Genomic DNA, 12,402 nt, shown 5'->3' on the forward strand with positions numbered 1-12,402 from the left:
GCGGGATCGGCGGGCACGCCGCGCTCCCGCAGCCGGCGGCCGAGGTGGGCCCAGTACCCGGCGCACGACTCCTCCCAGGTGCCCCCCGGCGCCGGCTCGTCGGGACCGACCACCACCCGCGCGGTCTGCTCGACGTCCGCCGCCGTCGTCGCCGCCCAGGGGGCCGACGTTCCCCAGCCGCGGTCGTCGAGCAGCAGGACCCGGCCGCCGTCCGCCAGCACCGCCTCGTGGCGCGCCCGCACCGACACGCGGCCGTCGTCCGCGACCGCGTCGTCGACGTCCACGGTGGTGAGCAGGCGCTCCACCGTCAGTGGTCGGCCCACGTCACCCCCGGCGGGCGTGCCCCGCCCGCCGGCCCGGGCACGCCGCGGAACCCGTACGGGGCGGGGTCGCGGCCGGGCTGGACGAACCAGCACTCCCCCGGCTCGCCCCGCTCCAGCACGGCGTCGATCGCCGCGGCCACGTCCTCGGCCGAGAGCAGCGGGAAGTCGCCGAACTGCGGCTTCGCGCGCGCGATCAGCGGGGTGTCGGCGAACCCCGGGCACACCGCGTTCACCCGGATCCCGTCGCCGGCGAGCACGGGCGCCGCGGCCCGCACGTACCCCACCACGGCGTGCTTGGTCATCGTGTACAGCGCATCCCCCGGCATGGGCACGAGCCCGGCGAGCGAGGCCGTCGCGACCACCGTGCCGCCGCCCGCCCGCCGCAGCGCGGGCACGGCCGCGGTCAGCCCGAACACGACGTGGTCGACGTTCACGCCGACGATCCGCCGGTAGCCGGCGAGGTCGAGGTCCTCCACGCCGGACTGGCCCGCGGTCACGCCCGCGTTGAGCAGCACCACGTCCAGCCGGCCGAACGCGTCCTCGGCGGCGGCGACGTGCACGGGCATGCGCTCGGGCTCCGAGACGTCGCCGGGCAGGGCGAGCCCACCGACCTCCTCGGCCAGCGCACCCGCCGCGTCCGCGTCCAGGTCGGCCACCGCGACCCGCGCCCCGGCCGCCGCGAGCCGCCGCACCGCGGCCGCGCCGATCCCGGACCCGCCGCCGGTGACCAGGGCTGCCTTGCCCGTGAGGTCCATCAGCAGCTCCGCAGGAACCGGTCGAGCACCCGGGTGCCGAACCGCAGCGCGTCCACCGGCACCCGCTCGTCGATGCCGTGGAACAGCGAGGCGAAGTCCAGGTCCGGCGGCAGCCGCAGCGGGGCGAACCCGTAGCACTCCATGCCCAGGTCGGAAAAAGACTTCGCGTCCGTGCCGCCGGAGAGCATGTACGGCACCGTCTTCGACGTCGGGTCCTCCGCCCGCAGCGCGGCCACCATCGCGTCGGTGAGCGCGCTCTCGAACGGCGTCTCGACCGCCTTCAGGTTCTGGATCCACTCCCGCGTGACGTTGGGGCCGATCAGCTCGTCGACCTCCCGCAGGAACGCCTCCTCCCGGCCGGGCAGCACGCGGCAGTCCACCACCGCCTCCGCCGTGGACGGGATGACGTTGGCCTTGTAGCCGGCCGAGAGCATCGTCGGGTTGGCGGTGTCGCGCAGCGTCGCCCCGACCAGGCGCGACAGCGGCCCGAGCTTGGCGAGCGCCCCCTCCAGGTCGTCCTCGGGGAACTCGATCCCGGACAGCTCGGACATCTGCTCGAGGAACGCGCGGACGGTGTCGGTGAGCACCAGCGGGAACGTGTGGTTGCCCAGCCGCGCCACCGCCTCCGCGACGTGCGTGACGGCGTTGTCGTCGTGCAGGAACGACCCGTGCCCCGGCTTGCCCCGCGCCCGCAGCCGCATCCACGCGAGGCCCTTCTCGGCCGCCTGGATCAGATAGACCCGCTGGTCCTCGCCGAGCGTGAGCGAGAACCCGCCCACCTCGCCGACCGCCTCGGTGCAGCCCTCGAACAGGTCGGGCCGGTGCTTGACCAGCCACTGCGCCCCGTACGACCCGCCCGCCTCCTCGTCGGCGACGAACGCGAACACGATGTCCCGCGGCGGCACCACCCCGGCCCGCTTGAAGTGGCGCGCGACCGCGAGCGTCATGCCGACCATGTCCTTCATGTCGACCGCGCCCCGGCCCCACACGTAGCCGTCCTGCACGGCCCCCGAGAACGGGTGCACCGACCACTCCGACGCATCGGCCGGCACCACGTCCAGGTGGCCGTGCACCAGCAGCGCTCCCCGCGACCGATCCGCCCCCGGCAGCCGGCAGAACACGTTCGTCCGACCCGGCGCCCCCGAATCGAGCACCTCGACCTCGTACCCGACCTCGGTGAGCTTCGCCGCCACGTACTCGGCGGCCTCCCGCTCCCCCTTGGTCGTCTCGAGGTCACCCGTGTTCGTCGTGTCGATGCGGATGAGCTCGGACGTCAGTTCGACGACCTCGTCCTCGGCTGCTCCTTGGCTGGTCACGCGGATCTTCCTACCACTGGGAGGACCCGTCGCGGAGGTTCGGAGGGTGTGGGCTATCCTTCCTCCAGCAAGTCCGAGTGGCGGAATGGCAGACGCGCTAGCTTGAGGTGCTAGTCCCCGAGTAGGGGGTGGGGGTTCAAGTCCCCCCTCGGACACTCAGACGTCGCACACCTGCGGCGAACTGCGCACCAGTGTCAGAACGCGCCTGAACACGCGGCCGTAGCGGCCGTGCTCGCGTGGCGGGTGGCCGGCGTGACCGGCGCCGCCATCGTGCCTCTGCTTCCCACAGGCCGGACGTCCAGCGGCGAGGCGGCACATCCAACGCGGGTGGCCCCTGCTTCTCGACGCGGGTTGCCGCTACCCCAGCCACCACGTGCACGCACCGCGACCACCGCCTACGGGATGTCCGCGCTCGACCGTGGCGGGCGGATCGCCGATCGCGCGGTGCGCGCCGCACTGGGCTGGGCCCCCGGCACCACGCTGCACGATCACCTCACCCGCCACCACCTCACGCCTGAGCCGAGCCACCGAGAGCTAGACGGTTGTGAAGGACCACCGCTTCCTCTGACTGCCCGCCGCGGCTCGCCACCGGTGATCGCGTTCTGCTCGCGGCCGTCCCCGTGCGGCAGATGCTGATCATCTACGCACCCGCCACGCTCGACGAGCTGCTGGCTCACGAGGGGTCTGACCCGATGGGCGGCGACAGATATGGTCAGCGGGAACCACATGACCCGGCCCCGGTGGCGCGTGCACTCACGCAGCGTCCCCGCAGTGACCGGACCGTGTTCGTCGAGTTCCCGAGGTGCCACCCGCTACCCGTTGTCGGTCCCTCCCGCCGCGGCACCGGCCGCGAGCTGGACGTATTCGACGACGGCGCCGTCGGCGTGACGCGCCGTCAGGTTGCGCCCCGTCGGCACGTCGGCCGGCCCGTCGACGACGGCGGCGCCGTGCTCGGCCAGGAAGGCGATGACGCCGTCCAGATCGTCGACGATCATGGTGGCCTGGGTGTCACGGTACGGGCGGAGCGCTTCGTCGGGGCCGGCGATGACGAGCACCGAGCCGACGGTCGCCAGCTCGAGCTCACCGTAGGAGAACCGGTTGGCGGGGCGCTCGTCGAGGAGCGATGCGAGCATGTCGAGCGCCGGGTCGAGCTCGGCGACGTAGAGCCGTGCGAACGTGGCGAGAACCTTCATGCGTGAACCCCCTGCAGTCCGAGGAAGAGCGGTGTGCCACCGTCCGTGCCGGTGATCACCGCGGGCGGCAGGCCAGATCCTTCCCGATCGCCGATACCGCGTTCTGGAGGGCCGGACGTACGTCGTCGAGGCCGGCGGCGTCGCGGACGGGCGCGGCGGTGCTCCGGACGCCGGCCTCGCGCTCCTGGTCGAGGATCGCCCGGCCGTCGCGCCGGACCGGTCGCTCTCCCACCGCAGCCGCGCCATGTGCAGCGTGCGGAACACCGACGAAGGATCCGGGCTAGTGATCTCTGATCCCGGTTTCCGGATGGTGTCGGGTCAGAGGCTGCGAGCGCGAGGGCCGGCCGTCAGGCGGCGAAGACGGCCTCGGGACGGTCGCGGTTTTCGTGCAGGTCCCAGTGCAGGGGGGCGATCTGCTCGGGCGTGGCCGTCGGGAAGCCCACCGGCGCGCCGCCGACAGCGCCCCCGCCGACCCAGACGCCGATCGCCACGTGGCCGGCGTACACGCCGCTGCCGTCCAACTCCTCGTTCAGGTTGATCACCCAGTTGCGCAGGGTCGCTTGGGCTGCGTTGATGTTGCCCAGCATCGGGACCGGGTCCACGGAGCCGCCGCCGGTGGTGAACAGCAGGGTCCCGGTACCGGCCTCTCGCATGGCGGGCAGGACCGCCTGGGCGGCCGTGACGGCGCCGTAGAAGCTGTACTCGATCTGCGGCTGCAGGTTGTCCACCGCGACCTCCGACGGAGCGGCCGAGGTGAAGCCCGGCACCGCGGGTACTGCGGGGCCGGCGAGTACTCCGGTACGTCGATGCCGCCGACGCGGGCCTTGGCCGCGTCCAGCGACGCCTTCCCGGCCGAGCTGGTCGGCCAGTGCGTCCAGCTGCTCCTTGGTGCGGGCGACCAGGGCTACGTCGAAGCCGCGGCGGCCGAAGGTGCGGGCGATGGCCAGGCCCATGCCGGGGCCGGCGCCGACGATGGCGAGAGTGGGCACACTCAGGTCTCTTTCGTGTCGGGACCGCCCGGACATGCGGGACTCGGACGCCCGGCAGGGGTGGGGATCAGGCTGGACCGGATCGGCGACAAGTGGAGCATGCTGGTGATCGCGGTCCTGGAGGCCGGCCCGATGCGCTACACCGATCTGCAGCGGGAGGTCCCCGGGATCTCCCAGCGGATGCTCACCCTCACCGTGCGCCAGCTCCAGCAGGACGGCCTGGTGACCCGGACGGCCTACGCGGAGGTGCCGCCGCGTGTGGAGTACGCCCTCACTCCCCTGGGTCGCAGCCTCCACCAGATCGTCACGTCCCTGATCACTTGGGTCGCAGACCACAGCCAGATCCGCGAACACCGGGCGCGCACCGCCACCGCAACCTGATGTCCACCGAGTGGACGCGTTGGCGAGCGGCGGCGGCACGAGGACGTCATCGCCTCGGTCCTCGTCGCCGAGAGCCTGGCGTCGCGCGGACAGCCGTACCAGAGGGGCTGCGGCGTGATGAGTTCGCCCAGCCGGCGGGGCCTCGGTCACCCAGGGCGTTTCAGCGTCGGGATCGGTGGTGGTACAGCCGCACCGTGGCCTGGACGTGGGGGGTGAACCGGTACCAGCCGCGAGCAGCGCGGAACTCGGCGGTATCGAGCGCGGCCGGGCCCTCCAGCGCGTAGAGGGTGAGGTAGCGGCGGCCGCCGCCGGTGTCGGAGACGTAGCGGTCGGCGGACAGGACGCCGGGGCACGCCGCGATGGCGGGCAGGTGCTCGTCGTCGTACCAGGCGTTCCACTCGTGTTCGACCTCGGCGGCGACGGTCACGTCGACGACGAACAGCCACTCGGCCGTGCTCATGCCGACACCCCGGTCAGACGCAGGACGCCGGCGCCCTCGAAGCGGCGCCGCCGGCAGAAGTCGGCGACGGCGTCGAGACCATCGCTGACCTCGCCGTAGACGGTCACGGTGTTGGGCCCGGACGGCAGTCGGCACTCGGCGTCGCCGTACACCACGCAGAGCTCGCCGTACTTGTGGTCCCAGGTCAGATCGCCCGGCCGGACCAGCCGGACCGCGTTCTCCGGCTCGTCGTTGTCCAGCTCGACGGTCTCGGCGCCCATCACCATCTCGCCGCTCCACGCCGCGTGGACGAACGGCATGGCGATCGGCAGCAGCGCCTGGATGGCGGCGACGGTGCGCGGCACCCCTTCGTCGTAGAGGCGCACGGCGGCAAAGCCGCCGTCCCACTCCAGGCGCGCCGTGGCCGTCCCGACCCGGAAGCCGTTCCACGACCGCTGGAACCACCAGTCGTCGGCAGCGCTCATCGGTTCTCCTGCCTCGTGCTCGATGTGGTCGCCACCACCCGGTGGCGCACCTCGTAGATCGACACCCCGTACTCGCGCACGTGGGGCGCCCATTCGTCCCAGGCCACGGCGCCGGCGCGCAGGCGGGCCTCGCGGGCCTCGGCGAAGTCGTCGGGACCGTCGGTCTCGTAGATGGCGAGGAACCGGCGCCCGGGTGGGCCGAGGTGTCCGGGTCGACCCGGCTCGGGGCACAGCTGCAGGCGCCAGGCCCGGCGCATCCCGGGTGCGGAGACGATCTGCGGCAGGTGGACGGTGTCGTACCAGCGGTTGAACTCGGCGAGTGCGCCGTCGGGGAGATCGAGGTCGACGCCGACGGTGGCCCAGTAACCGCCATCGCCGGGCACGACCTCGACCGTGGTCAGAACGTCGCGGTAGGTGCGGGTCCAGTCGATCAACCAGTCGTCGACGTGGTCCTGCCACGGCCCCCACGGCGGCCCGGCGAGGAGGGCGGCGTTGAACGCGGCGGGCCCGTCGACCTCGTAGACCGCCGAGTACCGCTGGGGCTGGGGCCCGAGCTCGGCGCGGTGGTCGATGCGACGCAGGAACCAGCCGCGGCGGAAGCCGTCGAGGGCGACCCACTCCGGCTGGTGCTCGGTGGCCCACCAGGTGACGAACGTGTCCTCGGCGGCACCAGCGGCGGCGCTCACGTTCGCCGAGACGATCGAGAACGTCGTCATGCCGGCCGTCCGGTCTGGATGTGCGAGGTCGGGTACCCGCCGTCGACGGCCAACGTGATGCCGTGCACGAACCCGGCCTCGTCGGAGGCGAGGAACGCGATCGAGGCTGCGATGTCGTCGACCTGACCGAGCCGCCCGGCGAGGATGGCCGCCTCGAGCTGTTCCGTGCGGCCGGGCTGGGCCCGCAGGTGGGCGTTGATGGGAGTGGCCGTGTAACCCGGGGCGATGGCGTTGACCCGGATGCCGTCGGGGGCGAGCTCGACGGCGAGCGTGCGGGCCAGACCGTCCACGGCGCTCTTGCTGGTTCCGTAGGCGCTCTGCCCGATCATGCCGACGCGCCCGGAGACCGAGGAGACGAAGACGATCGCGGATCCGCGTCGCAGCATCGGCAGCAACGCCTGCGTGAGCAGGAACGGCGCGCGGACGTTCACCGCCCACACGCGATCCAACGTCTCGACCGAGATCTCGGCGAACGGCTGTGGTCCGAACACGCCGGCGGAGTGCACCAGCACGTGCAGCTTGCCGGCGTCCCGCACGGCCTGGGCGGCCGCGGTGATCGAGGCGGGATCGCCGAGTTCGGCCGTGACGGTCCGGTGTGCCCGATCCTGGCCGGTCAACGAGGCCCGCACCTGCGCCAGCCGCGATTCGTCCCGTCCGAGGAGGATGACGGTGGCGCCCTCGGCCGCGAGCCGTCGCGCCACACCTGCGCCGATGCCGGAACTGGCGCCGGTGACCAGCGCCGTCCGCCCGACGAACCGTTGTGCGCGGGGAGCGTCCGTCCCCGGGTCGCGGGGTTGCGCGCCGTCCGCGCCGCTCATGCCACCGCCGCTCATGCGACTGCCACCGGCCGCACCATCGAGCCGGTGGCGCCGCGCATCCGCAGCGACAGGCACACGAACAGGAACTCCCGCAGTCGGGCTCGGGCCAGCTGTTCGAGATAGAGCAGCTCGATGATGTGGACACCGGCTTCGCCGAGCAGATGTCGGTGCACGGGCAGGAACTCCTCCCCCGAGGCCGCTGGAAGGCACTCGAAGTTCTCGGTGTCGGACCCGACGACGACCGCCCCGCTCTCGGCGAGGAACCGGCCCGCACTCGTGTCGGGGCCGGCGGCGTAGTGGGCGTCGCGACGAGCGTCGTCACCCCACACCGCCATGTAGCCGGTGCGGATCAGCACGGCATCACCGGGACGCAGCTCGACCCCCTGACGATCGGCCGCGGCCCGCAGGTCCTCGGCGGTGATCCGCTCGCCTGCCGGGAGCGCCTCGACGCCGCGCAACGCCGCGACGTCGAGCAGCACGCCCCGGCACAGGAACGGGGGGATGGACGAGGCCTCGGCCAGCGTCGGCCCGAAGTCGCCGAGGTGCTCGGCATCCAGACCGCCGCCGAACCACCTCGAGCCCTCGGTGACGTGGCACAGGGCGTCGATGTGGGTGCCGGTGTGCGCCGAGCTGACGATCAGCTCGGTGGTCACACCGGTCTCGGTGGCCGCATCGGGCGTGCGGACCGCCCGCCCGGGGGTGCGGTAGGTGGTCATCACGAACGGCGGGTGGACCGGCAGGACCGGCATCCCCGGCCACCGACCGGCGTCCAGATCGAACAACTGCCCGGCGGAGGGCACGCTGAGCGCGGCGAGCAGCTCGTCGCCGGTCTGGTGAGCGCCGCGGCCCAGCTCCGCGGGCACGTAGGAAACCCCTGGCAAGGCGCGTTGTCGCACGGTGCCGTACTGCTGACCCATCCGCGTCATCATCCATCCTCGCCCACGATGTGGACGATTCGTCTGTAGTGTGGACACCGTCCGACGGCCGCGGGCGTTTGTCAAGAGCGTTTGACGTTCGCCCCGCCCGACTCCTACCGTCCGCGATGTGGACATTTGGTTCACGTGATGACGAAAGGGCTGGCGGCACATGCCCAGCGAGGCCCCCCAGGGGACAGTGAAGGTCGTGGCCAAGGCGGTGGCCGTGCTCGAGGCGCTGACCGCGGGCGAGCAGACCCCCGGCGCGCTCAGCGCCGCCGTCGACGAGCCACGCAGCACCGTCTACCGGCTGCTGGCCACGCTGGAGGACCAGGGCCTGGTGGAGCCGGGCGCCCGACCGGGGACCTTTCAACTCGGCATGCGCCTCTACGCGCTCGGTCGCGCCGTCGCCGGCCGGTTCGCGAACGTCCGCGCCGCCGCGCTGCCCGCGATGGAGGAGCTGCACAGGGCCACGAAGCAGACGATCTTCCTGACCGTCCGGCGCGGGCTGAACGGGGTCTGCCTGGAGCGGCTCGACGGCCAGCTCGTCGGGGTGATGATCCTTCCCGTCGGCGGGACGATCCCGCTGCACGGCGGGGCGAACGTCCGCGCCTTGCTGGCGTTCGAGCCGCGCGAACTCTGGGAGGAGTTCATCCGGCACGGCCGGCTGGAGAAGTTCACCCCGCGTACCGAGATCACAGCCGCGGGGTTGCGCGCCCAGTTGGAACTCATCCGCGAGCAGGGCTACGCGATCTCCGACGAGGACATCATCCCGGGCATCGCGTCGATCGGCGCCCCGGTGTTCGACCACTCCGGCGCCGTGCGCGCGTCGATCTCCATGAGCGGTCCGCGGCCTGCCGTCCTGGGCGACGGGACCCGCGACAACATCGATCGAGTGCTCGCCGCCGCCGCCGAGATCTCCCGCGTGCTCGGCCATCGCGACTGATCATCGGACTCGCCCGAGCCGCACGATCACCCCGCCACCTGACGCCGCGTCCGGATTCTCCCCTTGACACGGGGCGGCTTCCATCGTCTGATTGTGCCCACATTGAGGACGAGCTGCCCGCAACGTGGACAGCCAGTCGGCGAGGCAGCTCGTCGCAGATCGCCGAATTCCGGCGCGGGTAGCTCACCGCACGCCGGAGAGGAGCGTGTTCCATGCCTGCTGCCCCCAGCCCGTCCCGCCCCACCACCCCGTTCGGGGCCTTCATGCTCTGGCCGGACCACCTGGAGTGGTCCACGCAGGCGATGCGGTTGATCAGCTACGCATCGGTGGGGGGCGGTGACTTCAGCGAGGTGCACTCGGTGGCGCGGGATCTGCCCGTCGGTGACAACACCGCCTGGTACGAGGGCTTTTCCGCACTCGCCCGACGGGTGGAACGCGATGGGGACACCTCCTACGCCGGTGGTCACTTCATCAGCGCCCGGGAGGCGTGGCTGCGCGCGGCGATCTACCACCGCATCGCCGGCCAGCTCATGGCCCTCGCCGGCGACGCTGACGTGCCCGGTGTCGAGGAGAGCCGGCGTTGTTTCCGCCGCGCCGCGAAGCTGGAGGACCTCCGGATCGACGTCGTCGAGATCCCGTTCGAGGGCGCCAGCCTGCCCGGTTACCTGGTCCGCGGTGGCGATGGACGGCGACCCGGACCGGCGGTGGCCGTCACCGGCGGTATCGACGCCTTCTGCGAGGAGATGTACCTCAAGATCGGCAAGGCGCTCGGGACCCGCGGGTACACGGTCCTGCTGCTCGATTGGCCCGGACAAGGTGAGGCACGCCGCCGCGGCATCTACGCCCGTACCCGGTTCGAGACGGCGCTCTCGGCGGCGGTCGACCACCTCGAGCTGCTGCCCGAGGTCGACCCGACCGGATCGCCCTGATCGGCTCCAGCCTGGGTGGCTTCTACGCGGTGCGTGGTGCCGCCTACGAACCCCGGATCGCCGCGACCGTCGTGTGGGGGGTCCCCCGGGGTGTCGGTCGCCTCGTTCGAGGAGTTGCGCGACCACCCGCGGTTCGGGCAGTTCATGGCCACCTTCGGCGCAACCGACGCGCACGACCTCCGCAGCAAGCTCGCGGACTTCAACCTGGACGGCGCGCCGGAGCGGATCACCTGTCCGACGCTGATCCTGCACGGCGACAGCGACGTCCTGGTACCGGTCGCTGCTGCCCACGACGTCTTCGGTCGCCTGCGGGGCGACCACCACACGCTGATCACCTATCCCGCGGGAGAACCCGGCTGCACCCACTGCCAGCTCGACTCCCTGCCGCTCGCGCAGCGCCACATCTGCGACTGGCTCGACCAGCAGCTGCTGCCCCGCGTTCGCGTCCGCGGCTAGCGGCCACAGCCCACCCCGCCACGGAAGCCGGGGCTCGCACCCCTGGGGCGACCTCAGCGCCGCCGACGCCCATCCCCTTGTCCGAGAGGGTTCCGATGACGCCCACCTGCCTGCCACCGACCACCCCCGGGGTGAGCCACCGCGCGCGCCGCGCCGTGGTCGCCGTGCTGACCGTCGCCGCGACGCTGCTGGCGACCGCGTGCGGCTCGTCCGGCGAAGGCACCGAGTCGCACGCGCTGAGGTTGCTGGTGCCCTTCACGCCGGGCGTGTGGGACCCACGCCAGGTATCGGCGTGGCCGCTGTCGGGCCTCCTGCTGGTCAACGAGCCGTTGACGGTGTACCAGCCGGACGGGACCAACGCGCCGAACCTCGCCGAGAAGGTCGAGCAGCCCTCGCCGACGCAGTTCGTCTACACCTTGCGACCGGGGGTGACCTTCTCGGACGGCACCGCGTTCACCGCTGAGGACGTGAAGTTCTCCTTCGAACTGCACATGGGTGAGGACGCGGAGTCGGTGTCGGCCGCGTACTGGCGCAGCGTCGCCTCGGTGGACGTGACCGGCGAGAACCAGGTCACGGTCACGCTGTCCGAACCGGACGCCCAGTTCCCCTACACCGTGTCCAAGACCCCGATCGTGAGCAAGGCGTACTACGCCGCCCACGGCGATGAGGTCGGCACCTCCACGGTGCCGAACATCGGCACCGGGCCGTACGTGTTCGACGCGTTCACCGCCTACGCGACCACCACCCTCGTCCCGAATCCCGGGTACTGGGGCCCCAAGGCCACCTACGACTCCATCACGCTGGAGACCCCCAAGGACGACTCGGCCCGTCAGCTCGCCCTGCAGTCCGGCGAGGTCGACGGGATCTACAACCCGCCGCTGGGCCAGCTCGGCTCGTTCCAGGCCCTGCCGGGCTTCACCTCGCACGAAGGCCCCGACCTGCCCGTCTACCGCATCGCGTTCGACACCACCAAGGCTCCCTTCGACGACCCGGCCGTACGGCGCGCGATCATGCATGCCATCGACCGGCAGGCACTGGTCGACGGCGTGTTCGGGGGCAACGCCGAGCTCGCCCCGACCCTGGTCCCGGAGTCGATCACCGCGCGGAACGCCGACGCGGCCGCGGTCGCCGCCGCCTACCAGGAGCTGGAAGCCGGGTTGACGCACGACATCGCGGCGGCCCGGGATGCGCTGGCGCACTCCAGCCGACCCGACGGATTCACCGTCGAGGTCCCGGTTCAGTCGTCCGATCCGAACCAGTCGCTGATCGTGCAGACCATCGGCCAGGACCTGGCCGAGATCGGCATCACGGTGACCGTCACCGCCCAGGACGATGCGACCTTCCTCAACGCGGTCTACGCCGAACACTCCACGCCCGGCATGGTCGTGGACTCGTGGACCGGCAGCTCCCCGGACCCGGTGAACATGCCGCGCAACATGCTGATGCCCGGGAGCCTGGGCAACATCGCCCAGTACGCGAACCCTGCGGTGACGGATCTGCTCAACCGGTACCAGAGCATGAGCCCGACCGATCCGGAGCGGACCGCGGTGCTGCTGCAGGCGCTCTCGACCGCCCAGCAGGACGTCCCGTACGTGCCGTTGCTGTTCCCGAAGGTGTTCTGCTTCGTGCGCGACGACTTCGCCGTCACCGACTTCGACACCTTGTGGTGGATGACCCGCTGGCCCGAGCACGTCACCCCGGCGGCGCCATGAGCACCACCGGGAACGAGGCCGCGCGCGACA

General features: G+C 72.0%; 16 protein-coding genes and 1 tRNA gene. 6 read left to right on the forward strand and 11 right to left on the reverse strand.

Annotated features, from left to right (window positions below):
* The 3 genes from VKZ81_RS10525 to VKZ81_RS10535 all read right to left on the reverse strand — a co-directional run.
* On the reverse strand, positions 1 to 323 hold a 323-nt coding region (locus VKZ81_RS10525), incomplete at its 3' end, for a hypothetical protein (RefSeq protein WP_324241290.1).
* The gene (locus VKZ81_RS10530; protein ID WP_324241291.1) at positions 308 to 1,078 is read right to left on the reverse strand and encodes an SDR family NAD(P)-dependent oxidoreductase; all 771 of its coding nucleotides are present in this window, start codon (positions 1,076 to 1,078) and stop codon (positions 308 to 310) included. The genes VKZ81_RS10530 and VKZ81_RS10525, both read right to left, overlap by 16 nt.
* A complete protein-coding gene (locus VKZ81_RS10535) occupies positions 1,078 to 2,394 on the reverse strand; it encodes a M20/M25/M40 family metallo-hydrolase (protein ID WP_324241292.1) in 1,317 nt (438 codons plus the stop codon). The genes VKZ81_RS10530 and VKZ81_RS10535 overlap by 1 nt, the downstream gene beginning before the upstream one ends.
* Before the next feature lie 71 nt (positions 2,395 to 2,465).
* Between VKZ81_RS10535 and VKZ81_RS10540 the strand changes: the two genes are divergently transcribed.
* A tRNA-Leu gene (locus tag VKZ81_RS10540) sits at positions 2,466 to 2,549 on the forward strand.
* Positions 2,550 to 3,206: 657 nt separating this feature from the next.
* Here VKZ81_RS10540 and VKZ81_RS10545 read toward each other — a convergent pair.
* The 3 genes from VKZ81_RS10545 to VKZ81_RS10555 all read right to left on the reverse strand — a co-directional run bounded on the left by VKZ81_RS10545 (position 3,207) and on the right by VKZ81_RS10555 (position 4,576).
* Complete coding sequence (locus VKZ81_RS10545) at positions 3,207 to 3,587, reverse strand: VOC family protein (protein ID WP_324241293.1); 381 nt, start codon at positions 3,585 to 3,587, stop codon at positions 3,207 to 3,209.
* Between the two features lie 55 nt (positions 3,588 to 3,642).
* Complete coding sequence (locus VKZ81_RS10550) at positions 3,643 to 3,819, reverse strand: hypothetical protein (RefSeq protein WP_324241294.1); 177 nt, start codon at positions 3,817 to 3,819, stop codon at positions 3,643 to 3,645.
* Positions 3,820 to 3,934: 115 nt separating this feature from the next.
* Positions 3,935 to 4,576, reverse strand: a complete 642-nt coding sequence (locus VKZ81_RS10555) for an SDR family NAD(P)-dependent oxidoreductase (protein ID WP_324241295.1) — start codon at positions 4,574 to 4,576, stop codon at positions 3,935 to 3,937.
* Positions 4,577 to 4,636: 60 nt separating this feature from the next.
* On the opposite strand from VKZ81_RS10555, the gene VKZ81_RS10560 reads away from it, so the two are divergent.
* A complete protein-coding gene (locus VKZ81_RS10560; RefSeq protein ID WP_414709359.1) occupies positions 4,637 to 4,957 on the forward strand; it encodes a winged helix-turn-helix transcriptional regulator in 321 nt (106 codons plus the stop codon).
* A gap of 160 nt (positions 4,958 to 5,117) precedes the next feature.
* On the opposite strand, the gene VKZ81_RS10565 is transcribed toward VKZ81_RS10560, so the two are convergent.
* From VKZ81_RS10565 to VKZ81_RS10585, 5 genes are read right to left on the reverse strand one after another with little or no spacing between them, the layout of a single operon-like run.
* On the reverse strand, positions 5,118 to 5,417 hold the full coding sequence (locus VKZ81_RS10565) for a hypothetical protein (protein WP_324241297.1): 300 nt from the start codon (positions 5,415 to 5,417) through the stop codon (positions 5,118 to 5,120).
* Positions 5,414 to 5,881: a DUF3830 family protein gene (locus VKZ81_RS10570; protein ID WP_324241298.1), complete on the reverse strand. Its 468-nt coding sequence runs from the start codon at positions 5,879 to 5,881 to the stop codon at positions 5,414 to 5,416. The genes VKZ81_RS10565 and VKZ81_RS10570 overlap by 4 nt, the downstream gene beginning before the upstream one ends.
* The gene (locus VKZ81_RS10575) at positions 5,878 to 6,597 is read right to left on the reverse strand and encodes a hypothetical protein (protein ID WP_324241299.1); all 720 of its coding nucleotides are present in this window, start codon (positions 6,595 to 6,597) and stop codon (positions 5,878 to 5,880) included. Before VKZ81_RS10575 ends, VKZ81_RS10570 begins: the two co-directional genes overlap by 4 nt.
* Positions 6,594 to 7,415 carry an SDR family NAD(P)-dependent oxidoreductase gene (locus VKZ81_RS10580; protein WP_324241300.1) on the reverse strand — a complete coding sequence of 274 codons (822 nt, stop codon included), beginning with the start codon at positions 7,413 to 7,415 and terminating at the stop codon, positions 6,594 to 6,596. The genes VKZ81_RS10575 and VKZ81_RS10580 overlap by 4 nt, the downstream gene beginning before the upstream one ends.
* A gap of 11 nt (positions 7,416 to 7,426) precedes the next feature.
* Positions 7,427 to 8,341: a cyclase family protein gene (locus tag VKZ81_RS10585; protein ID WP_324241301.1), complete on the reverse strand. Its 915-nt coding sequence runs from the start codon at positions 8,339 to 8,341 to the stop codon at positions 7,427 to 7,429.
* 196 nt (positions 8,342 to 8,537) lie between these two features.
* Here VKZ81_RS10585 and VKZ81_RS10590 point away from each other — a divergent pair, with 196 nt between their 5' ends.
* The 4 genes from VKZ81_RS10590 (at position 8,538) to VKZ81_RS10605 (ending at position 12,372) form a co-directional block, all read left to right on the forward strand.
* Positions 8,538 to 9,275: an IclR family transcriptional regulator gene (locus VKZ81_RS10590; RefSeq protein WP_324241302.1), complete on the forward strand. Its 738-nt coding sequence runs from the start codon at positions 8,538 to 8,540 to the stop codon at positions 9,273 to 9,275.
* Between the two features lie 212 nt (positions 9,276 to 9,487).
* Entirely contained in the window at positions 9,488 to 10,204 is a 717-nt protein-coding gene (locus VKZ81_RS10595; protein ID WP_324241303.1) for an alpha/beta hydrolase, read from the forward strand.
* 90 nt (positions 10,205 to 10,294) lie between these two features.
* Complete coding sequence (locus tag VKZ81_RS10600; RefSeq protein WP_324241304.1) at positions 10,295 to 10,660, forward strand: alpha/beta hydrolase family protein; 366 nt, start codon at positions 10,295 to 10,297, stop codon at positions 10,658 to 10,660.
* A 95-nt stretch (positions 10,661 to 10,755) separates the two neighbouring features.
* A complete protein-coding gene (locus VKZ81_RS10605) occupies positions 10,756 to 12,372 on the forward strand; it encodes an ABC transporter substrate-binding protein (RefSeq protein WP_324241305.1) in 1,617 nt (538 codons plus the stop codon).
* The last annotated feature ends 30 nt before the right edge of the window (positions 12,373 to 12,402 follow it).

Origin of the sequence: Pseudonocardia sp. (assembly GCF_035305885.1) — a bacterium.
Lineage (GTDB): Bacteria > Actinomycetota > Actinomycetes > Mycobacteriales > Pseudonocardiaceae > Pseudonocardia.

Coding starts and splice junctions, on each gene's coding strand:
- VKZ81_RS10565 (WP_324241297.1), bottom strand. CDS start 5,417: ATGAGCACGGCCGAGTGGCTGTTCGTCGTCGACGTGACCGTCGCCGCC.
- VKZ81_RS10530 (WP_324241291.1), bottom strand. CDS start 1,078: ATGGACCTCACGGGCAAGGCAGCCCTGGTCACCGGCGGCGGGTCCGGG.
- VKZ81_RS10595 (WP_324241303.1), top strand. CDS start 9,488: ATGCCTGCTGCCCCCAGCCCGTCCCGCCCCACCACCCCGTTCGGGGCC.
- VKZ81_RS10605 (WP_324241305.1), top strand. CDS start 10,756: ATGACGCCCACCTGCCTGCCACCGACCACCCCCGGGGTGAGCCACCGC.
- VKZ81_RS10580 (WP_324241300.1), bottom strand. CDS start 7,415: ATGAGCGGCGCGGACGGCGCGCAACCCCGCGACCCGGGGACGGACGCT.
- VKZ81_RS10570 (WP_324241298.1), bottom strand. CDS start 5,881: ATGAGCGCTGCCGACGACTGGTGGTTCCAGCGGTCGTGGAACGGCTTC.
- VKZ81_RS10575 (WP_324241299.1), bottom strand. CDS start 6,597: ATGACGACGTTCTCGATCGTCTCGGCGAACGTGAGCGCCGCCGCTGGT.
- VKZ81_RS10585 (WP_324241301.1), bottom strand. CDS start 8,341: ATGACGCGGATGGGTCAGCAGTACGGCACCGTGCGACAACGCGCCTTG.
- VKZ81_RS10545 (WP_324241293.1), bottom strand. CDS start 3,587: ATGAAGGTTCTCGCCACGTTCGCACGGCTCTACGTCGCCGAGCTCGAC.